We start from the raw sequence: 23836 nt of genomic DNA on the forward strand, positions 1-23836 counted from the left end.
CAATGGGGAATAAAATTGCTAATCGTCAAGTTATTTGCGATACGCTGCTGGAGCTGGCGGAGACGGATCGCGACATTATGGTGCTGGCTAGCGATTCCAGGGGATCGGCGGCAATGGGACCGTTCGCGCAGGCCTATCCGGAGCAATTCGTAGAGGTCGGCATCGCGGAGCAGAACATCGTCGGCATATCGGCGGGGCTGGCGCACAGCGGGAAAAAGCCGTTCGTTACTTCGCCCGCCTGCTTCCTCTCGATGCGAAGCATCGAGCAGATTAAAGTGGACGTGGCTTATTCAGCTACGAATGTGAAGCTGATCGGAATCAGCGGCGGCATTAGCTACGGGGCGCTCGGGATGTCCCACCATTCCGTGCAGGATTTGGCGGTAACGCGAGCGATCCCCGGCCTTGCGGTCATTCTTCCGGCGGATCGTCATGAGACGAAACGGATGACCGAGGCGCTCGTGAATTATGAGGGCGGCGTCTATGTTCGCATAGGGCGAAATCCGGTAGAGGATGTTTACGAATCCGCGGATTATGATTTCGTCATCGGCAAAGCCGTTACGATGCGCGACGGCTCGGACATTACGCTGATCGCCGCAGGGGAGACGGTCCGGATTGCGCTGGATGCCGAAGCGAAGCTGAAGGAAGCTGGAGTTTCCTGCCGGGTGATCAATATGCATACGATCAAGCCGCTGGATGAAGAGGCGATCATTAAGGCAGCGAGGGAGACAGGCCGTATTATTACGGTGGAGGAGCATAGCGTACACGGCGGTCTTGGGGCTGCGGTAGCAGAGGTCGTCGTGCAGCATCATCCGGTGCCGCTTCGTCTGCTGGGCATTCCGGATGAACCGGCGATTGCTGGAAAAACGAAGGAAGTATTCGAACATTACGGGATCAGTGCGGAGAACATCAAGAACTTGGCGCTGGATATGCTGGGACAATAGGAGCCAGGGGCGATGACGAACAAACAAGGATATTTGCTTACTATAGATCAGAGTACATCGGGAACGAAGGCGCTCATCATTGACTCGGCGGGGGTCATCATTGCGAAAAGCTCGATAGAGCATACGCAATATTACCCCTCCCCCGGGTGGGTGGAGCATGATCCTATTGAAATTTACGAAAATGTGCTGCGCGCTTCCGAGGCCGTGCTTCAGCAGGCTGGCATCGAACCGAGCCGGCTTGCAGCCCTCACCCTGACGAATCAACGCGAAACGGCGGTGATGTGGGATCGGGCTACGGGGCTTCCGGTATGCAATGCCATCGTCTGGCAATGCCAGCGCACGGCAGAACGCTGCGAGACGTTAAAGGCAGCGGGTTATGAAGAGGTCGTAAGAGCGAAGACAGGGCTGATGCTTGATCCTTATTTCTCGGCAGCAAAATGGCGCTGGATGCTGGAGCAGGTGCCTTATATCGACCGCCTGCTGGAAGAGGGACGTTTGCTGGCAGGCACGATGGACAGCTGGCTGCTCTGGAAGCTGAGCGGCGGAGCGGTTCATGCCACGGATTACACGAATGCGAGCCGAACGTCGCTGTTCAACATCCACGAGCTGCGCTGGGACACCGAGCTGTGCGAACTGTTCGGCGTGCCGATAGAGCTTTTGCCTGAGGTGAAGTCATCCGATGCGGTATTCGGGATAACGAATGCGAAGGATTCACAGCTGTTGTCCTACCCGATACCGATTGCCGGGATTATCGGCGATTCGCAGGCCGCTTTATTCGGACAGCACTGCTTCGAGACAGGCATGGCCAAAGCGACCTATGGCACGGGGACATCCGTGCTGATGAATATCGGCGAGCAGCCAGTCGCCGCAGAGAATGGCCTGGTGCTCGCGATCGGCTGGAGCATCGGCGGGAAAATAACCTATGCCCTGGAAGCTGTCATTCGTACATCGGGGGACACGATCAAGTGGGTTCGCGATAACTTGGGCTTGTTCCATACTTTTGCCGAGCTGGAGGAGCTGCTGCTTCAGACGCATCATAATGAAGGCGTTTACCTTGTTCCTGCCTTTGTCGGGCTGGGCGCGCCATACTGGGAGCCGCAGGCCAGGGCGATGATATCCGGGATGAGCCGGGGGACGGGCAGACCCCATATTATTCGGGCCGCGCTAGAGAGCATTGCTTACCAGGTTCGGGACGCCATTGAGCTTATTGAAGAGGGGACGGGAATACCTCTTAAGATGCTCCGCACCGACGGGGGAGCTTCCGACAACGCTACTCTCATGCAATTTCAGGCGGACATGCTGGGCTGCGGAGTATCCAAGTCGGATGTTGCTGAACTATCGGCTTTGGGCTCGGCTTATATGGGCGGGCTTGGCATTGGAATTTGGGATTCACTCAGTGAAATTGCCAAGCAAATGCGAAAATACGAGATTTACATGCCTTTAATGGATCAGACGCACCGGGCGCAAAATTACGAGGGATGGAAGAGGGCGGTGGGAGTTGTGCTGCAAGACAGTGCCGCAGCCGATCATTCGCCTATCGCCGAAGCTTCTGAAGCCGGTTCTAAAAAAAGCATACAATGCTCTTAAAAAGCAGCATACCTCCGCCCATTGCTCCATGATACAGTGAAACCAAGTGACATGAAGAGTGACTTCATGTTTCAAAGTGGGTTCACTGAAAGGAGCAAGCAAATGACAAGCATTATCAATCCTGTGATCCGGGGATTTAATCCGGACGCATCGATGATTCGCGTGGGGGAGGATTACTATCTTGCCACCTCTACCTTCGAGTGGTTTCCGGGTGTGCAAATTCATCATTCCAAAGATCTGGTGCATTGGCGGCCTTTGACGCGTCCGCTAAGCCGCGTGTCTCAATTGGATCTGCTTGGAGCACCAAGCTCTGGAGGGATATGGGCGCCGGCGCTCACTTATGATCAGGGAACGTATTATTTGATGATTACGGACGTAAAGAGCCGTAAGGGCGTATTTAAGGATCTTCATAATTATTTATTGACGGCTACGGACATTATGGGCCCCTGGTCCGAACCGATTTATTTGAATAGCAGCGGATTTGACCCGTATTTATTCCACGATGATGACGGGCGAAAATGGCTGCTCAATATGAAATGGGATTTTCGCAAGGGAAAGGAACGGTTTGCCGGCGTAGTCATGCAGGAGTATTCGCCTGAAGAAGAGCGCCTTGTCGGTCCGGTTCACACCATAGCGACAGGTACGGATATCGGCGTCAGCGAAGGGCCGAATATGTTCAAACGAGACGGCTGGTATTACCTTCTGCTTGCCGAAGGAGGCACAGGCTGGAACCACGCAGCGACCCTGGCTCGTTCCCGCCGTATCGAAGGGCCTTACGAGTATGATCCAGAATATCCACTCATCACAACGGTGAACGCTCCGGATTATCCGCTGCAAAAGGCCGGGCATGCCGCGATTGTGGAGACGCAAAATGGAGAATGGTATATGTCCTTCATTTGCGCACGCACCCTGCCGGGACGCAGGCTGTGCCCGCTTGGCCGGGAGACAGGCATGCAGAAGCTGGAATGGACGGAGGATGGCTGGCTGCGGATCGCCGGAGGCGGACGTTTGCCGCAGCTCGAGGTTGAGCCCCCCGATCTTCCGCTTCATCCATTCCCGTCGCTTCCCGAGACGGATCATTTTGAGGCATCAGAGCTCGGCATTCAATACCATACGCTTAGAGTTCCGGCGGATGAAGAATGGCTTAGTCTCACAGAGCGTCCGGGGTATTTGCGGATGCGCGGCCGCGAATCGCTATACTCCTGGTTCAGGCAGAGTATGGTGGCGAGACGGCTGGAGCACTTCGTATGCGAGGTGGAGACCTGTGTCGAGTTCGAGCCGGAGCATTTCAATCAGATGTCCGGATTGACCTTATACTACGATGACCGCGATCATTTCTATTTGCGGGTCAGTCATGATGAAGCGATTGGCAAGCATGTGGCGCTGACATTATCAGATCAAGGTAATTATGATGAGCCGAAAGGCGCTGTCGTCTCGGCGGAGGGCTGGGATCGGGTATATTTGAGAGCGAATATCGAATATGATGCGATTCAGTTCAGTTGTTCCCCTGACGGCATAAATTGGATCTATGTCGGCAGCCCGCAGGATCTGGGGCAATTGGCCGATGAATATGAGGGAAAGCTTGGGTTCACGGGTACCTTCATCGGATTATGTGCTCAGGATTTGTCGGGTACGCAGCGGCATGCAGACTTCGATTACTTGCGCTATACGGGCAGGGAGTAGTCCGCCGAGGGCAAGGGGTTATGGATAAACAAGGCTAGCATGAAATCAAAATCCAGGTTAGGGAGATGAGATGAACATGAGTATGCCTTATGATGTGCCAGAACAGAAAAAGATTAGACTGATCATAAACACCGATACCAAATGTGAAGCTGATGACCAGTATGCCATCGTGCATGCGGTGCTGACGCCAAGATTTAAAATCAAAGGAATCATAGGCGCCCACTTCGGCACCCGCAGAGAGACGACGATGGAGGAATCTTATGCAGAAATTCGTTATGTACTGAGTCTCATGGGATTGCAAGACCAGTTCGAGGTATATAAAGGAGCCCCGGTAAAAATTCCGGACACAAGCACGCCTGTACCTTCCGAGGGAGCGGAGATCATTATACGCGAGGCGATGAAAGAGGATGAGCCGCCGTTATATGTCATTTTCCTCGGCCCTTTGACGGATTTGGCTTCGGCTTATTTAATGGAGCCGGCCATCGCTGGCCGTCTTACCGCGATTTGGATTGGCGGCGGCGCCTATCCCGAAGGAAGCCGGGAGTTCAACCTTAGCAACGATATCGATGCCGCTAACGTTGTGCTTCAATCCCCCATTCCGCTCTGGCAGGTGCCCAAAAACGTATACGACATGGTGCGTGTCGGCCTAGCCGAGCTTGCGGTAAGAGTGAGGCCGCAGGGGGAGATCGGCAAATATTTGTACGAGCAGTTAATTCAGCACAACATGGATCACGGACATCAGGCGCATTGGCCAAAAGGCGAAATGTGGGTGCTGGGCGATTCTCCCGCGGTTGCGCTTCTGCTGGATGAGCATATGTTCGAGTACGATAACGTTGCTGCACCAAGGATCGATTCGCAGATGAGATATGTCCCCGGTCAAGAGGGGCGAACGATTCGCGTATATCGCAGCATCGATGCCCGGTTTACATTGGAGGATTTCTACGCCAAGCTGGCTTTATTTGCATTAGCCGAGTCCGGTAAAAAATAGGATGCTAAAGTAAAAAGCTGCCCCAAGTCTATCCAAACTCTATAGACGAGGAGCAGCTTTTTCGTGTTAAAACAGCTCTACGGTTTGCCTGCAATGACGCCTAGAAGAAGCATAAATGGCATCAAGCAAGCCCATGGAATAGGCGGTTTCCTGCAGCGGGACGTAGCTGCCATCACCGTAGGCAAGCTTCCGATAGAATTGGCCGATCAGCCTGGCATGGCCTTGCCCCCAATAGGATTTGCCGACGGCTGGCTGTTGATTCGTGCTGAGCACATCGCTTTCCAGCCATTGAACATCCCCGCCGCTGACCAGCATAAGCTGGTTATCCATGTAGCGCAGCAAGCCTTTCTCCATATGCATTTCAATAAAAAAGGGACTGTTCTCGGAATGCCCGTTCGTAGCATAGAACATTCCGGCCTTGCCGTCCTTGTAATATAAAGTGGCTTCGGCGGTATCCTCGACCTCAATGATGTCCTGCAACACCCGCGTGTCGATATTTCCTTGAACCGCTTCAATCTCACCTCCGAGATAGTACAGTAAATCCAGCATATGCACGGCTTGATTGATCAAGAGGCCGCCACCTTCGGTTGCCCATTTGCCGCGCCAGGAGTCGGATCGGTAGTAGTCCGCCGTTCGCCTCCAGGTTAGGAACCCTTTAATGCCGAGCATTCGTCCAAGCGTTCCCTCCGCAATTAGCTCCCTCGCTTTTTCGATGGACGGGTTCAACCGATTTTGCAAAATCGCGCAGCAGGCCACGCCGGAAGCCTTCACTGCATCCGCTACCTTGCGTGCTTCCGCCACGTTCATGGCAACCGGCTTTTCCAGCACGATATGCTTTCCGGCCTCGGCCGCCTGAATGGCCATTTCCGCATGCAAATGATGCGGGGTGCATATATGCAGGCTGTGAACCGCCGGATCGGACAAAACCTGCTCAAAATCGGTGTATATCCGGCAATCCTCCTTGCCAGCAAGCGTCTCGGCACGCTCCTTCACAATATCGCATGCGCCGAATAGCTCGGAGGCCTCCGATTGCCTGAGCGCTGCAGCATGAATCGGGCCGATCGCTCCGCAGCCGACAATGACGGCATTCAACCGATTCATTTTAGGAGAACCCGAACTTTTGCAAATTGTTATAACTGATATTCAAGCTTTCGAACGCGTCCGTCGGCCCGTCATCCCGTTCGATCAAATACCACTTGACTCCAGCATCCTCGCAAGCTTGCAAAATTTCCGGCCAATTGAGATTGCCTTCCATAATCTCGGCCATGATCTGCTGCGAGTCGATGATCGTCAAGTCCTTCAGGTGAATGGCCTCGATGCGGTTTTTCAGCCTGCTGATCCAGGCGCTGGGGTCGCCGCCGCCTATCTGTACCCAGTAGGTGTCCAGCGTAAACAGGAAGTTCTCCGGATTCGTCTGTTCGACGAGCACATCCATACCAAGCTTTCCGTTATAGTTTTGAAATTCCCAATGATGGTTATGATAGCTGAACTTTAGTCCGTTTTGCGCCAATTCATCGGCGATCGCCGAGAATTTCTTGGCGAAGGCGATGTAGCCCTCGGCGCTATGATACTCGGCAGGTAATCCGCCCAGCCCCGCCAGCCCGCAGCCCAGCGTATGATGATCACGGATCACGCCATCCAGATCGTTGATGAATCGGTCATAAGGGATATGGGTGACCACAACTTTCAAACCATGGCCGCGGGCGATCGCCGCCAGCTCATCGACAGGGATATGCCAAATCGCGGATAACTGAATCGTCGTATAGCCCATTTCTTTAATTTTTCGCAGTGACTCATCAAGCTCATTTGGCGTTCCGGCAAAATTCCGAACTGTATATAATTGCGCGCCTAGAATTTTCGTCATTTACGAAACCTCCTTTAATGTGCTGCCTTCAGTTTCCTATCCCGACTAATGCGTTCCCGACACGTCGACGACCTTTTGGACGACGTTTTTCGTTACCGTGGAGCTTTTAATTCTCTCCTGCAGGAGCTCATAGAAATGCTCGTGATCAAAGCGGTCAAGCTCTGCCCAGTCATCCGTCCAGGTTGAATAATGGATCGCATTCGAAATGAGCAGGCCGTGAACGCCATCCTCCCCTGGTGCTAGCAGCTTTTCGCCCTGCAAAATCGCCTTTGCGAAGTTTTTCATAATGCCGATGTGCTGTTCACCGCCGTCCCCCGAGACGGGAATTTCGCAGCGCCAGCATTCCGGCTTCCGGAACGGGTCTACGTTCATCCGATTGTGCTCCCGTTCCGAAATGCGGTTCCGGTCAAACGTGATGCGATTGTTCTCGACGACGATTTTGCCCATATCTCCGGAAATCTCCAGCCGATTTGTGCCTGGTGCCTCGCCCGTTGACGTAATATAGACGCCTGTTGCACCGTTTGAATATTCCAGATAAGCGGTCACATCATCCTCCACCTCGATGTCGTAATATTTGCCGAAGCTGCAGAAGGAGCGGATTTTGCTGGGCATGCCGAGCATCCACTGGAGCAAATCCAGGTTATGCGGGTTTTGGTTGATCAGCGTGCCGCCGCCCTCGCCCTCCCAAGTAGAGCGCCAGGAGCCGGAATCATGATAGGCCTGCGGACGGTACCAGTCCGTAATGATCCAGACGACTCGCTTAAGCTCGCCCAATTCGCCGCTTTGCACGAGTTCCCTTACTTTTTGATACACGGGATTCGTCCGCTGATTATACATGATGCCAAAAACTTTATCCGACTGTTTCGCGGCCGCGTTCATCTCCAGCACCTGCTTCGTGTATACGCCGGCTGGCTTCTCAACAAGCACATGCAGGCCGCTGGCAAAGGCCTCGATCGCAAGCGAGGGATGATCATAGTGGGGAACGGCGATTAAGACGGCATCGATCAGACCGCTTGCATACATGTCTCTTGCATGTTCGAATATGGCCACTCCCGGTAGGTTATTTTGCGCCCATGCTCTGCGCTCTGAGCTAATATCGCATACTGCGCCAAGCGTCATGCCCGGTACCTTATGCTCCTTATGAATTTGCAAACTGTGGGACATGCCCATATTGCCGATGCCGATGATGCCGAGGCGTACATTTTCCATGAGGGTATCCTCCTTTAAATATTGTTCAGAATCGATATTAAGGATGAATGCGCTAATCTGAAGGTGTGAAGCCCGCTAGCTTCAAGCGTATCGGCCAGCGGAGCTTGCTCCAGCTCGGCCAAGCCTGTAAAGCTGCCCAAATGCGGCTCCAGCGACAGGAAGCCTTCATATCCGCCAGCCTTCAAGCTTCTTAGCACATCCTCAACCCGCCCGTCTCCCATGCCTGCGGGAACATTGCAGCCGTCCTCTAGAGCATCCTTGATGTGCACATACCGGATATAAGGCTCCAGGGGCTCGAAGGCTGCCGGGTATACCTCACAGCCGCATTGCACAAAGTTGGCTGGATCGAAGGCGCTGGCGAAATACGGCGACCGGCACGTTTGCATTAGGTCAAGGCAGCGCTCTGGACTGTCGCCGTAAATATCCTTTTCATTCTCATGAAGGATCGTTAAGCCGCTGCCTTCGGCAGCTTCCAGAATAGCGCCGATGCGGTCGATAACCTCGTTCCGGTATAGGGCGGAATCGCTTCCTTCCGGCATATAAAAGCTGAAAATGCGCACATATGGACTGTTCAAGGTGTGAGCGGTTTCAAAAATTGTTTTGGCCATATCCAAATGAGCGCTAAAGTCATCCGAAATGTTAATTTTACCGATGGGAGAGCCGATGGAAGATACTTTAACGCCGTAATGCTCAAGCTTTTTTTGAACTTCAGCAATTTCCTCGCGTGACAGAACGGAAATGTTCTTCCCATTTACCCCCCTGATTTCGATAAAATCGATACCAAGCGAATTTAATCCCCGCAACTGTGTCTGAAAATCTGCATCGATTTCATCGGCAAAGCCCGAAATATAAAACTTGGACACCCGTGGATCACCTCTTCTATGGATATTCCTCTTCAATTTATCATTAATATTTTCTAAGTTCTTCCCGATAATTGTTTGAAACTATGCGAATCTTGCTATATGTTTAGGGTGAGGTGATTTCGATGGAAGCAGGTCAGCAACGGAAATTTCATTATGCGGCTGCGGACAGCTCATTTTTTTATCACCATGCCAGAGATGAGCAGCCCAATCCGCTGGATTATAAGCTCCATTATGAGAAGGGTTACGAAATATTTATGTTTATCAACGGAGCAGGCAGCTTTACGATTGAGGGCAGTAAATACGACTTGGAGCCATACTCGATTCTGATGATGAATTCGAATGAGCTTCATGTCGTTAATATCGCTGAACATCTGCCGTATGAGCGGATCGTTTTAAGCATGGATGCCAATTTTTTGCCGCCCTTTATGGCTGGTGGTATTGATTTTTTCCGCACAATCAAATTCCGCAAGCTAGGGGAGGATAATCAGTTAAGCGCAGACATCGTTAAAGCAAGCGGCCTGCTTGAATTGTTCGGTAAACTGCGGCAGGCATTGGAGCAGAGGAGTACCGAGCATGAATTGGTCGCGAAATGCATCATCGTGCAGATTTTATCGGTCATCAATGATCTGGCTAAAGCGGAGCTGCCAAGCAGCAGCAAGCTGGAAGATGCCAAGGTCAGGGCGGTGTTGGAATATATTAATGCGAATTTGGAGGAGCAGCTTACGCTGGATGCGTTGTCGGAGAGATTTTTTGTCACGAAATATCATTTGTGCCGCATTTTCAAGGAAACGACCGGATTTACGATCAATCAATATATTACTTATAAAAGAATTCATTTGGCCGACCGGTTGATGACGCAAGGATTTACGCCTACCCAAGCCTGCTTCATGTCTGGATTTAACGGCTATTCGAGCTTTTTCAAGGCCTACCGCAAGCTGACCGGAGGGACGCCGAGAAGCGGGAAGCCGCAATGATGAGAAGCGAAAATGATATAGATGGCCCAAACTGCAAAAACTGCACATTGGTCTTAAAAAACTGCGATCAGACCTTGAACCATCGTGTTAAAGTAGATTTAACGAGGTTTGAGCGTATTGCTTTCCTGAAATTGTACATTGCCAAATTATACAGAACCTTCGCTGTCATAGCGTACCGGAACAGCTTGTTGTTATATAATTAAAGTGCGCTTTAGCGACCTCTTAGCCCGTGCAGAAGGAGGAAGATGACAATGAACATTAGGGTGTTGTTGGCCGATGATGAACCGGTTATTTTGCGGGGATTGAAGAAGCTGATTTCATGGGAAGAGCTTGGGCTGATGATCGTTGGGGAGGCCAATGACGGAAACGAGCTAAGACAGCTCATCCAGACATGTGACCCGGATTTAATCATTAGCGACATTAGTATGCCTGGCTGCAGCGGGATCGATATCATTCGGGAAGTCCACGAAAAGAACCTGCAGGTCAAAGTCGTATTTATTAGCGCTTATCAAGAGTTTGCCTATGCTAAGCAGGCGATTCAATACGGGGCGCTCGAATATTTGGTCAAGCCGGTGATTAAGTCTCATTTGGAAGAAGTTGTTACGAGAGCAGCAGCGTTAATTCGTGAGGAGACAGAGGGCGAGCGGGCAAAGGAAATGCTTGATCATTATGAACGGAAGAATCGCACCGTAACGATCGAGGAGCTGCTCGATAGCTTGACAGATGGTAATCGGAAAGCCGCCGCCGAGTTGATCCATTTGGGGGCTATCGCCATAAGTCGGTATACAACGGTATGTTTGCTGGAGACGGATACGGACACGAATACGGATGCGGATGCGGTAATGAGCGGGGCTTCGCACTGGGAGGAACGGGAGCGCAAGCTGGTTCATTTCGCATTGAACAATATTATTAAGGAAACGATAGAAGCTGCTGGAAATGCACTTATGTTTCATAAAGAAGGTCAATTTGGCATTCTGGTTCAGCACGAAACCCTTGGGGAGCCAGCACAGCTGGCGGAGGATTTGCATGGGAAGATTAATAACTATTTGAAGCTTAAAGTATCTATCGGAGTCGGGAACGCGGTTTCCGGCGCCGAAGAAGCAGAGCATTCGTACCGTACTGCCTTGAAAGCGCTTAGAAGAAAGTATTTCGTCGGCTTGAACCGGGTTATTGCAAACGAAGGGGCGGATTTTGAAACAACTGAATCCTCCAGCCATACCCTAAACGAGCTGCAAGCGTCGTTGGTCAAGGCTTTGACCTCTCAGCAGAGAGAGCAGATTCCCGAGATGACGCAGCAATTGCTCAGTTTGATTAAGCAGCAGGCTGGCGGCAGCAAGAACGTGGCGGTTTCGAATATTTATAACACGATTCTGGTGCTGGAACAGGAGATGTCCCATATCGGGGTTTCGATAGATCGAATTCATCAGGAGCCTTCCTCGCTGCTTGATCGGCTATCCGGCTATTGCACATACGAAGGCGTGGAAAGGGAAGTCGAAGCCATCGCGCAGCAGATTTATGAGCAAATCGCCCATAAACTGACGAATAAGGAAGCCGTGCAGTTGGGCGAGATCAAAGCGTACATCGAGGAGCATTACGCGGAGAACATTACGTTGGACTCCATGGCCGCGTTAATCTATATGAACCCCTACTATTTCAGCAGCTTTTTTAAGAAGCATACGGGGCAGAATTTCAAACAGTATTTGACGGAGGTGCGCATGAAGCATGCTGTTCGCCTGCTGCTTGAGACCGATATGATGATTTACGAAATCTCCGATCGCGTAGGATATAACAATGCCAGACATTTCAGCGACATGTTCAAGAAGATGTACGGCAAGCTGCCGCAGGAGTACAAGCAATCTGCTAAAGTCGAATAGGAGAACTGCGTATGCGCTTATGGGATCGCAAGTTTACTAGCATATTCGTTAAATTTTCAGCATCCTTTATTTTAGTTGGGCTTATTCCGTTGTTTGCCCTCAGTTTGTTTTCGGTGAACAAATTTACTGGATATGTAGAGCGGTATACGACCGGCAATTTGCAGCAGATGGTACTGTATATGAGCTACAATCTGAATTCGGCATTTAACCAATACAACGAAGTGTCCAAACTAATGTACACCGGAAAGTATGAGGGATACGTCGAGAGCTCGAGTCAAAACCAGACCTACAATGTCAACGAGCTGGAGCAAATTAATAAAATTCCGATAGACTCGTTCTTGAAGACCGTGCTGTATAGCGATTCTTATATTAGCAGTGTTTATTTTGTCCGCGAAAGCGACGGAAAGCTGTACTATCAAGAGAAGGAAAACAAAGGGCTGACCGCAGAGGTGCTTCCTCATAAAGAATGGAGGCAGCATATGAGCAGCAATCCTTCGAAAGTCGCAATATTTCCTACGCACTCCGATAGCTACTATCCGACCTCCAATCGGAAAGTATTCACGATTGGCCGTAATTTAATAGATATTTCCGGCCGGGTTACGGCCGAACCCAAAGTCGTAGGTACTTTATTCCTCGATGTAGACACGGTTATTTTCGATCAGTTCCTTAAGGAGCTGAACTTAGGGGAGAATGACGAATTATATTTGTTAGATGGAGAAGGCAATGTATATTTCAGCAATAAAGAGCTTTCTTCTGTGGATGGAAAACGGCTAGCAGCCGGGTCGGATCAAGGAATGATGGTCATGTCGGAGCCGATCCCGTTTCTTGACGGAAGCTTGACGGCCCGCATTCATCGCGAATCGCTGTTTGAGCAGCTGTTATCCGTGCGCATGACGATCTTTATCGCCATCGCTCTGTGCTCCATAGCCCTCATTATTATGGGAACCTGGTTCTCCAGGCGGCTGTCGGCTCCGATCCTTACTCTGATGAGGCAAATGAGCAAGGTCGAGTCCGGAAACCTGAATACTCAGGTCGAAATTCAGAGCAATGACGAGTTTGGCAGGCTCAGCTATAGCTTTAATCGAATGGTCGAGCGCCTGAAGGCGTATATCGATGAGGCTTACGTAGCCCAGATCAAGCAGAAGCAGACGGAACTGAATGCGCTGAAGAGCCAGATCCGTCCGCATTACCTGTATAACACGCTTGAAGTCATCCGAATGAATGCGGTAGATAAGGATCAGGATGAGGTGGCGGATATGATCCTGTCCCTGTCCAATCAATTGAAATACGTCATCGATTACGGCGAAGAGAAGGTTAGCCTTCATAGCGAGTTGGAGCATTTGAAGGATTATTTCTACATTATTTCGGTTCGGTATGATCAGCGCTTCGAGCTTCATTGCAGCATAGCGCCCGAGGTCAATTTGAATTGGCAAATCTTGAAGCTGTCTCTGCAGCCTCTCGTGGAGAATGCCATTCAGCATGGGCTCAAGCAAAAAGGCAAAGGCACGGTAGGGCTGACGGTGGAGAAGCGCGACGACACGCTTGTGGTCACCGTTTATGATGATGGGATCGGGATGGAGCAGGATAAGTTGGACAGCATTTATAGGGCGTTAAATGATCCCGAGGCACCGGGGAAGAACGTCGGTTTGAAAAATGTGCATGAACGGATCAAATCGGTATTCGGAGAGCAATACGGCCTGACAATTAACAGCAGGGAGCATGTAGGAACATCCGTGCTTCTTACTTTTCCGATTACCGAGGAAACAGTATAGCGCCCTTGGCGGACGGGGGGACAACCCTCTCGTTCGCTTTTGTTTTCTCATCTTAAATTTGCGCATATGGCGCTTAAAAAAGTTCATTCTAATCCAAAAATGGGGATGCTATGCTGTTATCAAGGGAAACGCTTACAGATGATGCGCACATCCGTGACCCGTTTCCGTTTAGAGGCAAAAAGGGAGGTTATCTCAAACTATGTTTAGAAAAACATTGCTGAAACTATCCGTACTATTATTGGTGGCGACCACAATACTGACCGCTTGCGGCAGCAACAATGCAGGAGGCAATACCGCTAACACGCCGGAAAATGGCGCTGCTGAGGGTGTTAAGAAGGAAGTTACATTTACGATAGGCTATGCTTCGGGTGATCCTGCTGGAAAAAAAGCGATAGCTGATTCGATCAAGAGGTTCATGGAAGCGAATCCTCATATCAAAATAAAAGATTTGAGCGAAACGACGTCATCTGCCTACCTGGATTGGCTAAAAACAAAAGATGCCGTAGGCGAATTCCCTGATTTGGTGGAAATGCGAGATACGGAAGTTTTTGCTGACGCAGGCAAAATCGTAGAGCTGCCTGAGGACTTGCGGGACATATTCAGCACTCTTCCTGATGTAGGTGGAAAAATTTACAATGCCCCTCTTACGCTGACTTCACCGCAGGGTATTATTTATAGTAAAAAAGCGTACGAAGAGGCCGGGATTACTGAATTACCCAAAAATTGGGATGAGTTTATCGAAATTCAAGAAAAACTAAAAACCAGTGGTATTTCGCCAATTGTCGTTGGCGGCAAAGATATATTCCACATGGGCTTCTGGATTAACAAGTTCCTAATTGACCAAGTCTACGCCAACGATCCGGATTGGAACTCCAAGCGTACAGCGAAGGAAGTAAGTTTCACAGATCCAAATGTGGTTCAGGCTATGACTGATTACAAGGAATTGTTCCAAAATTATATCGACAAGGGCTGGGTAAGCACAGGCGATAATCAAACGGCCTCCTTCCTGGTTACCGGAAAAGCGGCGCAGCTGTTTTCTGGACCGTGGATGTTCACGCAAATCGCCGAAGCTGATCCGAATTTTGAATTCGGTTTCTACGCTATCCCCGACCGGGAAGGTAAAGTGAGCGTAGTGGGGCTGCCGACTCTAGCAGGCTGGTCTCTCTCGACCGAAGCTTCCAAGGATTCTGAAAAGACGGAAGCGATTAAGGAGTTCATTCGTTTCTTCTTCCAGGCTGACAACTATTCCAAATATTTAGAGACTACAAATGGAATCCCTTCGACAAAGGAAAATATTAATTATGAAGCGACGGAGCAAATGCAAGAGGTGCTCAAGATTATGGCCGATCAGAATGTGACTAAATCACTAATGATCAACAACTGGTGGGGTGACAACCTAATCCCTCCGCAATTCCGCAACTGGTATTACAAGCTAATGCAGGAGCTTGTTCTAAAGGACGGAGATGTAACTGATTATATGAAGCAGGCAGACACGGAATACGACAATCAAGTGAAAGCGAATGCCATGTAAAAGCAAGCATGCTGAGGAGCGGAACCTCTTCGGGGGTTCCCTCTCTTTTCATACGAGCGATTGAGGGAGGGAGAGGAACTATGGCTACACCTAAAGTAACCGCAGAGGCATCGTTCGTCGCCATTAATAAAAAGAAAAAGTGGCAGCCTTACGCATTATATTTCATACTACCATCATTTATATTGTACACCCTCTTCGTGATTGTTCCGACGCTAGGAAGTGTATATTACAGCTTCACCTCTTGGGATGGCATCAGCTCCGATGTTCGATTCATCGGATTAGCCAACTTCGTGGAAATTTGGAACAGTCCCAGGGTTCACAATGCATTAAAAAATACGATGGTATTAACGATCAGTCTTGTTATTCTTGAAAATATCGTCGCCATTCTCTTGGCGGTTCTCGTCGATAAAGTACGCTGGCTGAGCAAAGTATTCAGAAGCATATTTTATTTTCCGACCTTGCTAAGCGGCATCGTTATGGGATTCGTATGGGCCATGATGCTCAACTACAACTTCGGTGTCGTCAATCAATTACTGGACAAACTCGGACTGGGCGCATTTGCCATAGACTGGCTGGGTGATCCCAAATATGCCATGCTGGCCGTCATATTGTCTACCGTATGGAAGGGCGCAGGGTATTATATGATTATTTATCTCGCAGGCTTGCAGGGAATCCCGCAAGAGCTCAATGAGGCGGCAAGCATCGATGGAGCCAACGGCTGGCAGCAATTCCGTCATATCACCTTCCCGCTTCTGGCTGGATCGGTTACGGTTTGTATGGTTTTAGCCATGATTAGCGCGCTGAAAATATTCGATCAAATTGCAGTCATGACCGACGGAGGCCCTGGTTTTGAGACCGAAACATTGACGTATCTCATCTATAAAGTAGGCTTCGGCGAATTGCGGCAAGGGTTTGGCACCGCACTGGCGCTGGTACTGTTCTTCATCATATTGATCATTACCGTGTTCCAGGTGAAAGTCCTCCAGAAGAGGGAGGTTGAGATGTAATATGACACTGAAAACACGAAAAACACTTATAGATCTGAGTCTATTCCTGATCACGCTGGTGATCGCTGTTATTTTCTTCTTTCCGATCTTTTTTAATATTATGTCGGCCTTTAAGAGCAATGCTGAAATATTGCGCGACGCGATCTCCTTGCCGAAGTCGCTATACTTGGGCAGCTTTAAATATTTGCTGACGGAAACGAACTATCCTTTAGCTATCGTAAACAGCTTGATTCTGACCGTCGTATCCATCCTGTTCCAGGTGATCATTATTCCTATGGCAGGCTACGCGATCCAGCGCAGAAATACGAGATGGACAAGATTTATGTTCGTCTACTTCTTGGCCGGGATGATGATTCCGTTCCAGGCCTATATGATCCCTTTGTTCAAGGAGCTGAAAATGCTCGGACTGTATGGCAGTCTAGCAGGTCCTATCATGATTTACATCGCTGGGGCGGTTGGTTTCGGCAGCCTGCTGTACTCCAGCTTCGTCAAAGGCATTCCGCTTGAAATCGAAGAGGCGGCTGAAATCGATGGCTGCTCGAAAGTAAGGACGTTCTGGATGATCGTTTTCCCGCTATTGGGGCCCGTCACGGCGAGTATGGTTGTGCTGAACGGACTTGGAATATGGAATGACTTCCTCATGCCGATGCTGGTGCTTCCGTCCGGTCAGCCGAAGACGATGGTTGTGGAAATCTATCGTTATATCGGTGAATTCTCCTCCCGCTGGGATATGATTTTTGCGGGGACGACGATGTCGGTTGTGCCGGTGCTCCTTGCGTTTATTTTTCTGCAAAAGTATTTCGTCAAAGGCATTGCCGCAGGGGCAACAAAAGGATAGGGGCGGGAATCATAGAATCATCGTTTATATACAGCCGGGGGATTTCTTCTCCGGCTGTATTTCTTAAGTATGTAAATAATTATAAATTATTGGGGGATACAAATGAATAAAACCATCATATATTCAGCTCCAGAGGGAGCCGTTGGTTCGAAGGATTATCGCGTTCGTGTGCGGGCTAAGGATGGAGATTGGCAGGAGCTGTTTCTTTATGAGGTAAAAGTGGACATGCATCACGTTCGCCAGGCATCGATGGCTTATTTTGATCGCGAAGGCATCGTTGAAGTCGAGATTGAATGTTTGTTTGCCAAAATTAATTCCGTGGTCATTCGTCCGCTCTCTACGCAAATAAGGGCAGGCCATGAGGGCGGGATCCTCCGTTTTGTGATCGATCGGCCCGTGAAATTATCGGTGGAAATCAATGGCGAGCGGTTCCGCAACCTGCATCTGTTTGCTGGAGAACCGGAACAGGACGCTCCCCAGCCGGACGATCCCGGCGTAGTCGTATTAGAGCGGCCGGGAAAAACGGCCATTCATCGTGCCGCGGATATTTTGAGATTGCTTAAGACGCCGCTAGACAGCTCGGGGCAGGAGCCAGATACCCTATATTTTGCTCCAGGGCTGCATTATATCGAAGAGACGATACTACGGATTCCGTCCGGGAAAACGGTCTATATTGCAGGCGGTGCTATCGTTGTGGGCTCGCTGGTTTGCGAACATGTACAGGATGTAACTATTAAAGGAAGAGGCGTTCTGTATTTATCCGAGTATCATAGATACTCTGCCTTCCGCGGCATCCGCATCGGGTTCTCGCACAATATCGAGGTTGAAGGATTAATTCTCATAGACCCTCCTCACTACAGTATTTATATCGGGAAGTCGAGCCAGATCCGGATCCGAAATTTTAAATCATTCAGCACAAGAGGCTGGTCGGATGGCATCGACATGATGGCCAGTTCGGATATTGAGATCGATGATGTGTTCCTTCGTACCTCGGATGATTGTATTGCCATCTACGGAACCCGCTGGGATTATCGTGGAGGCACAAGCCGCGTAAAGGTCCGCAATTCAGTATTATGGGCTGATGTCGCGCACCCGTTAATGATTGGCACACATGGCGATTACAATAAGGACGGGGATACGATCGAAGATATCGTGTTCGAAAATTTGGATATTCTTGAACACCACGAGCCTCAAGAGAACTATTGGGGAGCGATGGCGATCAATGCGGGCGATAAGAATACTGTCCGCAACGTTCGATATGATGATATTCGCGTGGAGCCTTTTGAATTGGGACAATTGATCGATATTCGCGTGGTGCATAATCCCGATTATAACCCTGCGCCGGGCACACGCATTGAGAATATTACATTTCGCAATGTCAGCTACACAGGGGATAACGCCAAGCCGAACCGGATTTACGGATTCGATCAAGACAGAGTTGTCATGGAGTCACATTCATTCGGTTACAAATCAACGGGCGGACGATACTTCAGGCGGAAGAGGAGCATTTTCATATCAATGAGCATGCTCGAAACATTAAGTTTTTGGCTGAAGGATGATATTAGAAAATCAAGGGGATGTCCAATAAGCCCCTAAAATACAAGGAACGGACACAGGGTACGCTATTTGTAAAATAACGGGGCATCTTGAGAGCTAACGGACCTACGTTCCGCTATTGACTCCAAAAGCCTGTTTATTGCAGTCCTTTTGGTTAAATAACGGAACCAGGGTCCGTAAGAATGGAGAAAGAGGGCTGTTTCAACAAATAGCGGATCGACTGTCCGTTAGCGGGTGCCCAATCCCGCGAGTTCAGTCAATTCCATCAATTTCGTCATTCTCATCACGCTAATCAATTGCATCAGACGCATCAGACGCATCAGACGCATCAGAGGCATCAGACACACCAGACAGATCATGCACATCATGCACATCATGCACATCAGACGCATCAGACACATCAGACGTGTCAATCTCATCTACCTCATATCAATTCAGTCTGACCATTCTCACCAATTCCACTAACCTCCAAATCTCCAAGCCATTCTCTCTGAAAATCAAGGGTGTGCCCCAAAAGTCAGTTTTTTCTGACTTTCTGGGCACCCCCTCTTTTAGATGGATACTGTTATAACTTTCTTACTGTATGCTAGGTTTATTTCATTTAATTAAATGTATTGTCTTGTCTGGTAATTAAATTTATTATCTGGCCATCCAGCCGCCGTCTACGCAGAGAACGTGTCCATTCAAGTAATCGGATGCCGAAGATGCCAGGAACACTGCTGGGCCTTTCAGATCTTCTGGTGTTCCCCAGCGGGCGGCAGGAATCCGATCCGTGATTGATGCGAAACGATTCTCGTCTGCACGGATTTGCGCCGTGTTATCCGTCGCCATGTAGCCGGGAGCAATTCCGTTGATTTGCAGCCCGCTGTTGGCCCACTCGTTGGCAAATGCTTTAGTTAGCCCGGCTACACCGTGCTTACTGGCTGTATAGCCCGGTACGTTAATTCCGCCTTGGTAGGAGAGCATGGAGCAAATGTTAATGATTTTACCGCTTCCTCTTTCCAGCATATGACGGCCTGCGATTTGGGACAGCAGGAATACCGTGTTCAGGTTCAGGTTAATGACATCGAACCAATCCTTCTCACTGTGGTCTTTGGCTGGCGTTCGGCGAATAATGCCGGCATTATTAACGAGAATGTCAATGTGGCCCGTAAGTTTAAGTGCTTCATCAAAGGTCTCCTGCAGCTTGCTGTGATCACTCAAGTCGACTTCGATGGCTGAAGCTTTTCTGCCCAAGCTCTCGATTTGCTTTACTGTCTCGTGACTGGAGCTTACGGAGGCGCAGACCACATCTGCTCCTGCCTCGGCGAAGCCGATGGCGATGCCTTGACCCAATCCGCCGGTAGTTCCTGTCACTAGAGCCGTTTTGCCTGTTAAATCGAACAATTTCATCGGTTGGACTCTCCTTTTATCATTTAGAATTCTGATCTTTGCCACACTCAATCGAGACTCCTGCGTTACTGTACTGCTGTGCAATCTCGGCTGGGAGTCCACTGTCGGTAATTATGCAGGTCAGCTCGCTTAGGGAAGCGAACGTTCGCAGTGCGGTTTGCCCGAATTTATGATGGTTAATGACGGCGATGACTTCACGGGCCGTCTCGATCAAGGCCCGCTTGAAGTCAATCAGATCCCCTGTGTAAATCGATAAACCATGCTCGGGATGAATGCCTGTCGCCGAAATAAAAGCTTTCTGAATGTTCAACTGCTGAATATATGAAGTTGCTTCCGGCCCGGCCAGCATATTACGAACCCGATAGCCGCCGGGAACGACGAGACGTATGTTGTCCTTTGCGGCCAGTTCGCTGATAATGTACACATCGTTCGTAATGACGGTAAGCGGCTCGTTATTCAAACGGCGCGCGATCTCCAGAGTCGTGCTCCCTCCGTCCAGTGCTATGATGTCATTGGGCTCGATATGCTGCACGGCTCTGTTTGCTATGTCGGCTTTCTCGTCCGCGTGCTTCGTAAGAGGCTCCTTGGACGGGAGTATTCCGAATTGATCGCTTTGCGCAAGTATGGCACCGCCGTGAACGCGGACGATTAATCCCTGCTCCTCAAGCCGGGTCAAATCCTCCCGAATCGTCTTGCCGGTAACGCCCAGCTTGTCGCTTAACTCCGCCACCGTAACCTCTTTGTTCGTCAGCAGAACCTCCATGATTCTCTCGTGCCGTCTAATCGGACTCATACCATCTCAACTCTTCCGTAAATATTTATCTCTCTATCTTAAATCCTTCATGGCTACGGCGTCCATATCGCTGTAGATTTTGTTGTCGCCGGCCATGCCCCAGATGAACGTATAATTGCTCGTTCCTACACCGCTATGAATGGACCAGCTAGGAGAGATGACTGCCTCTTCGTTTCTCATCACGATATGGCGGGTTTCCGTCGGTTCGCCCATCAAATGAATAACGACAGCATCTTCAGGAAGATCAAAGTACATATAAGCTTCCATACGGCGCGGGTGAACGTGCGCTGGCATTGTATTCCACATGTTGCCTGTTTTAAGCTGCGTCATACCCATAACGAGTTGGGAACTTTGAATACCGTCCGCATGGATAAAGCGGTGGATCGTGCGGTCGTTGGAGTTTTGAATCGAGCCAAGTGCGCTGGAATCAGCCTCGCCGAGAGTTGTCTTCGCTACTGGGAACTCTTTGTGAGCCGGTGCTGAATTCAGATAGAATTTGGCTGGCTTGTTGGCATCTTTACTTCTGAAAATAACCTCTTTGGAGCCCATTCCAACGTATAAGCAGTCTTTCGTGTTCAGATCGTACTCCGTGCCGTCTACGATAATCGTACCAGGGCCGCCTACGTTGATCGCTCCAATTTCGCGGCGTTCTAGGAAGAAGGATACGCCCAGCTCCTTCAGGTCGGTCTCCAGCTTCACATCTTGCTTTACAGGATAAGCGCCGCCGATAATCAGGCGATCCTCATGAGTTAGGACAAGCTCCAGCTTGTCGGCAGTAAACAGGGTCGGGATGTGGAATTCCTTCCGAAGCCGATCCGTGTCGAACTGTTTTACTTCATTGGGGTGAGATGCATAACGTCTTTCCATTTTAAAAAAGCCTCCTCTTTTCGTTCATTTTGGTTTAAAATGTTCATATAGGTTCATATTAATCCGTTTGTGTGTATATTGCAAGCCATTTAATTATTTTGCTTCAAGAGGACAGGAGGGCAGGGCAAGACCTTAAAAATCTGCTGAAAAGCCTTTAAAAACCCACCTTTAGCGGCAGATTGCCCATGTTATGATGAGAGGATGAAGAAGAGTAATCCAGGTAAACTAGAGACCGGAAGGGAGTTACATATGAGTCCGTATAAAAGAAGAATGAACGAAATCGTACGAAGCGTTGCGGGAAAAGCATGGAACGAGCCTTTATTAAATAGCGGTTTATGGTTCCATGGTGATATTCGCGATAATTATTATTACGCATCTTACTTGTTCGCGGCTGCCGTTAGTTCAGAAGAGGCGCCCTTGTTTAACCGTCAGGAGGGTAAACAGCTGGCTGAAGATGTACTGGAACGGGTGCTTCAATTGCAGGAGATGGACCGGAATAGCTCTATGTATGGGCATTGGCCGCTTAACTTAGATCCAGTTCCCGAGCAGGCTCCCCCTCATGAGCTGCCTGTTGAATTAATGGGCAGCCTGATGGCCTATTTCTATCACAATTATGCCCAGCAAATGAGCGGTAAACTAGCAGATCGTTTTGAAAAGGCGCTCGTGAATGTGTATCGCGGCAATTTTTATCGCAAACCGCTGGAGCACTACGGTCACCACGAAGCGAAGTACACGGCGGCTAAGCTGATTTTTGGCCAACAATTTAGTGATCATGAACTGCTGGAGGAGGGAAGACATTGCCTGCGGCGTACTTTGCAAGTGTTGCGGAAGGAAGGGATGGCCGAATACGGTTCGCTTCCTTGGTTCTGGCACTGGGTTCAGTCATTCACTTGCGCTTGGGAGCTTATAGAGGACGAATCGATCAAAGGTGAAATAGCAGAAATGCTGGATCATTTATGGAGCTTAAGGGCGAACCTTTACTTAAAAGGAGCATGGGTTGGTGCGCATTCTCGAGGTTGGCCGCATGATGCGCCAAAGGATGCGAATGTTCTGCATGATTATGTGCAGTTTGGCGACTTTGAGCTGCCCGAAAAGATGCCGCGAACGGAATACGCTGGTTTCCTGTTCTACGAAGCTCCAGAGGAAGCCCGGCGTATAGCATTAAATAGAATGCAGCCGTCTGAGGTTTGCAGTTCTATCGTCAAGACGGTCGAGGGTGAGAGGCGTGTACTGCATTCTTATGCTTATATTACCGGACAGTTCGCTGTCGGCGGGTTATGGGAGAGAGTCAAGGAATTCGATAACGAACAGTTGCGCTGGTTGTTCAGCCTGCCCGTGCGCCGTGGTGGATTGGGGAATCAACTGTACTTTTTTCACCCAGGAGAAGGGTATGCGGAATCTGGGACTGACCCTCGCCATCAGAGCGAGTGGACAAAGGTACTTTACCATAAAAATATAGTAATGGCGTTCTATCCATTGCCGGATGATGTCCGGGATGAAGTGATTGGTGTCATTCCAGAAGGAGACTGGCAGCAGAAGTCTAACGCCCTGTATGGCAAAGTTGAAGAGACGTATTTTGCAATATATCTGACTGGGCCTTATGGAATAAAAATCCAGCAGCAATCAGGGCATCATCTTGTTGTGTGCCGAGGTCGCAGAAGCGGTGTTGTGGTTGAAGCTGTGAGCGCTGTAGAAGCGAAGGGGCGCGGAATTACGAGCATTGATGAGTTTGCCGGTAAAATGTCTCTTTCCAAGCCTCTATTTAATATAGAAGGAAAATTGCAGGTTGATTATACGGGATTTCTTAGCGGTAATACACTAAGCTTGCGTGTGGATGAATCTGATGGATGCGAGTGTGTACAATTGCTAAACGGGAAAGACATCTCGTTTGATCACTACACGTATAACGTTGTTCAAATTGTACACTAAGTTTCTTGTCCCCTTTGAGTAGGCAGCTGCGCAGGAGCGCTTAGCAATTACTCGGAGGGTTTTTTTCATTTCAGTGGGATACGGGAGAAATACAGTGACTGTTTTTGTTGGAAGAAAATTCATAATTAAGTTATAGTAAAAAAAGATAAAATCAAGAAAGGAATGGA

Annotated in this window: 19 protein-coding genes; 12 read left to right on the forward strand and 7 right to left on the reverse strand. The window is 49.5% G+C overall.

All coding sequences use genetic code 11. The features are described 5' to 3' along the window. The first annotated feature begins 2 nt into the window (after positions 1–2). The 4 genes from G358_RS0108390 (at position 3) to G358_RS0108405 (ending at position 5199) form a co-directional block, all read left to right on the forward strand. Positions 3–941 carry a transketolase family protein gene (locus G358_RS0108390; RefSeq protein ID WP_019636765.1) on the forward strand — a complete coding sequence of 313 codons (939 nt, stop codon included), beginning with the start codon at positions 3–5 and terminating at the stop codon, positions 939–941. Positions 942–953: 12 nt separating this feature from the next. Then, positions 954–2528 carry a glycerol kinase GlpK gene (gene glpK / locus G358_RS0108395; protein WP_019636766.1) on the forward strand — a complete coding sequence of 525 codons (1575 nt, stop codon included), beginning with the start codon at positions 954–956 and terminating at the stop codon, positions 2526–2528. Between the two features lie 102 nt (positions 2529–2630). Next, positions 2631–4211, forward strand: coding sequence for a glycoside hydrolase family 43 protein (locus G358_RS0108400; protein ID WP_019636767.1), 1581 nt, complete (start codon positions 2631–2633; stop codon positions 4209–4211). Between the two features lie 76 nt (positions 4212–4287). Further along, entirely contained in the window at positions 4288–5199 is a 912-nt protein-coding gene (locus G358_RS0108405) for a nucleoside hydrolase (protein ID WP_019636768.1), read from the forward strand. A gap of 66 nt (positions 5200–5265) precedes the next feature. Here the strand turns inward: G358_RS0108405 and G358_RS0108410 are convergent, their stop codons facing one another. From G358_RS0108410 to G358_RS0108425, 4 genes are read right to left on the reverse strand one after another with little or no spacing between them, the layout of a single operon-like run. After that, the gene (locus G358_RS0108410) at positions 5266–6300 is read right to left on the reverse strand and encodes a Gfo/Idh/MocA family protein (protein WP_019636769.1); all 1035 of its coding nucleotides are present in this window, start codon (positions 6298–6300) and stop codon (positions 5266–5268) included. Position 6301: 1 nt separating this feature from the next. Then, positions 6302–7063 carry a sugar phosphate isomerase/epimerase family protein gene (locus G358_RS0108415; protein WP_019636770.1) on the reverse strand — a complete coding sequence of 254 codons (762 nt, stop codon included), beginning with the start codon at positions 7061–7063 and terminating at the stop codon, positions 6302–6304. A 45-nt stretch (positions 7064–7108) separates the two neighbouring features. After that, a complete protein-coding gene (locus tag G358_RS0108420) occupies positions 7109–8272 on the reverse strand; it encodes a Gfo/Idh/MocA family protein (protein WP_019636771.1) in 1164 nt (387 codons plus the stop codon). A gap of 14 nt (positions 8273–8286) precedes the next feature. Next, on the reverse strand, positions 8287–9135 hold the full coding sequence (locus G358_RS0108425) for a sugar phosphate isomerase/epimerase family protein (RefSeq protein WP_019636772.1): 849 nt from the start codon (positions 9133–9135) through the stop codon (positions 8287–8289). Positions 9136–9257: 122 nt separating this feature from the next. Between G358_RS0108425 and G358_RS0108430 the strand changes: the two genes are divergently transcribed. From G358_RS0108430 to G358_RS31230, 7 genes are all read left to right on the forward strand, one after another. Next, a complete protein-coding gene (locus G358_RS0108430; RefSeq protein WP_019636773.1) occupies positions 9258–10109 on the forward strand; it encodes an AraC family transcriptional regulator in 852 nt (283 codons plus the stop codon). Positions 10110–10360: 251 nt separating this feature from the next. Then, the gene (locus G358_RS0108440) at positions 10361–11983 is read left to right on the forward strand and encodes a response regulator (RefSeq protein WP_019636775.1); all 1623 of its coding nucleotides are present in this window, start codon (positions 10361–10363) and stop codon (positions 11981–11983) included. Between the two features lie 11 nt (positions 11984–11994). Then, positions 11995–13755, forward strand: coding sequence for a cache domain-containing sensor histidine kinase (locus G358_RS0108445; RefSeq protein WP_019636776.1), 1761 nt, complete (start codon positions 11995–11997; stop codon positions 13753–13755). Positions 13756–13954: 199 nt separating this feature from the next. After that, complete coding sequence (locus G358_RS0108450; RefSeq protein WP_019636777.1) at positions 13955–15286, forward strand: ABC transporter substrate-binding protein; 1332 nt, start codon at positions 13955–13957, stop codon at positions 15284–15286. Positions 15287–15366: 80 nt separating this feature from the next. Then, positions 15367–16293 carry a carbohydrate ABC transporter permease gene (locus tag G358_RS0108455; protein WP_019636778.1) on the forward strand — a complete coding sequence of 309 codons (927 nt, stop codon included), beginning with the start codon at positions 15367–15369 and terminating at the stop codon, positions 16291–16293. A gap of 1 nt (position 16294) precedes the next feature. Then, a complete protein-coding gene (locus tag G358_RS0108460; RefSeq protein ID WP_019636779.1) occupies positions 16295–17131 on the forward strand; it encodes a carbohydrate ABC transporter permease in 837 nt (278 codons plus the stop codon). A gap of 102 nt (positions 17132–17233) precedes the next feature. Next, positions 17234–18727: a glycosyl hydrolase family 28 protein gene (locus tag G358_RS31230; protein ID WP_240479977.1), complete on the forward strand. Its 1494-nt coding sequence runs from the start codon at positions 17234–17236 to the stop codon at positions 18725–18727. A 600-nt stretch (positions 18728–19327) separates the two neighbouring features. Here the strand turns inward: G358_RS31230 and kduD are convergent. Genes kduD through kduI form a run of 3 tightly spaced genes read right to left on the reverse strand, consistent with a single transcriptional unit; the run spans position 19328 to position 21740 of the window. Continuing rightward, on the reverse strand, positions 19328–20080 hold the full coding sequence (gene kduD / locus G358_RS0108470; protein ID WP_019636780.1) for a 2-dehydro-3-deoxy-D-gluconate 5-dehydrogenase KduD: 753 nt from the start codon (positions 20078–20080) through the stop codon (positions 19328–19330). 19 nt (positions 20081–20099) lie between these two features. Continuing rightward, a complete protein-coding gene (locus G358_RS0108475) occupies positions 20100–20873 on the reverse strand; it encodes a DeoR/GlpR family DNA-binding transcription regulator (protein ID WP_019636781.1) in 774 nt (257 codons plus the stop codon). 33 nt (positions 20874–20906) lie between these two features. Continuing rightward, positions 20907–21740: a 5-dehydro-4-deoxy-D-glucuronate isomerase gene (gene kduI, locus G358_RS0108480; RefSeq protein WP_019636782.1), complete on the reverse strand. Its 834-nt coding sequence runs from the start codon at positions 21738–21740 to the stop codon at positions 20907–20909. A gap of 249 nt (positions 21741–21989) precedes the next feature. Here kduI and G358_RS0108485 point away from each other — a divergent pair, with 249 nt between their 5' ends. Beyond that, entirely contained in the window at positions 21990–23669 is a 1680-nt protein-coding gene (locus G358_RS0108485) for a hypothetical protein (protein ID WP_019636783.1), read from the forward strand. The last annotated feature ends 167 nt before the right edge of the window (positions 23670–23836 follow it).

Source organism: Paenibacillus fonticola DSM 21315, from assembly GCF_000381905.1.
Lineage (GTDB): Bacteria > Bacillota > Bacilli > Paenibacillales > Paenibacillaceae > Fontibacillus > Fontibacillus fonticola.

Bases quoted from the DNA above. Each gene is read 5' to 3' on its own strand.
- G358_RS0108430 (WP_019636773.1), top strand. From the start codon at position 9,258: ATGGAAGCAGGTCAGCAACGGAAATTTCATTATGCGGCTGCGGACAGC.
- G358_RS0108415 (WP_019636770.1), bottom strand. From the start codon at position 7,063: ATGACGAAAATTCTAGGCGCGCAATTATATACAGTTCGGAATTTTGCC.
- G358_RS0108450 (WP_019636777.1), top strand. From the start codon at position 13,955: ATGTTTAGAAAAACATTGCTGAAACTATCCGTACTATTATTGGTGGCG.
- G358_RS0108410 (WP_019636769.1), bottom strand. From the start codon at position 6,300: ATGAATCGGTTGAATGCCGTCATTGTCGGCTGCGGAGCGATCGGCCCG.
- G358_RS0108420 (WP_019636771.1), bottom strand. From the start codon at position 8,272: ATGGAAAATGTACGCCTCGGCATCATCGGCATCGGCAATATGGGCATG.
- G358_RS0108400 (WP_019636767.1), top strand. From the start codon at position 2,631: ATGACAAGCATTATCAATCCTGTGATCCGGGGATTTAATCCGGACGCA.
- G358_RS0108485 (WP_019636783.1), top strand. From the start codon at position 21,990: ATGAGTCCGTATAAAAGAAGAATGAACGAAATCGTACGAAGCGTTGCG.
- G358_RS31230 (WP_240479977.1), top strand. From the start codon at position 17,234: ATGAATAAAACCATCATATATTCAGCTCCAGAGGGAGCCGTTGGTTCG.
- G358_RS0108455 (WP_019636778.1), top strand. From the start codon at position 15,367: ATGGCTACACCTAAAGTAACCGCAGAGGCATCGTTCGTCGCCATTAAT.
- G358_RS0108460 (WP_019636779.1), top strand. From the start codon at position 16,295: ATGACACTGAAAACACGAAAAACACTTATAGATCTGAGTCTATTCCTG.
- G358_RS0108440 (WP_019636775.1), top strand. From the start codon at position 10,361: ATGAACATTAGGGTGTTGTTGGCCGATGATGAACCGGTTATTTTGCGG.
- G358_RS0108390 (WP_019636765.1), top strand. From the start codon at position 3: ATGGGGAATAAAATTGCTAATCGTCAAGTTATTTGCGATACGCTGCTG.
- G358_RS0108445 (WP_019636776.1), top strand. From the start codon at position 11,995: ATGCGCTTATGGGATCGCAAGTTTACTAGCATATTCGTTAAATTTTCA.
- G358_RS0108405 (WP_019636768.1), top strand. From the start codon at position 4,288: ATGAGTATGCCTTATGATGTGCCAGAACAGAAAAAGATTAGACTGATC.
- G358_RS0108475 (WP_019636781.1), bottom strand. From the start codon at position 20,873: ATGAGTCCGATTAGACGGCACGAGAGAATCATGGAGGTTCTGCTGACG.
- kduI (WP_019636782.1), bottom strand. From the start codon at position 21,740: ATGGAAAGACGTTATGCATCTCACCCCAATGAAGTAAAACAGTTCGAC.
- kduD (WP_019636780.1), bottom strand. From the start codon at position 20,080: ATGAAATTGTTCGATTTAACAGGCAAAACGGCTCTAGTGACAGGAACT.
- glpK (WP_019636766.1), top strand. From the start codon at position 954: ATGACGAACAAACAAGGATATTTGCTTACTATAGATCAGAGTACATCG.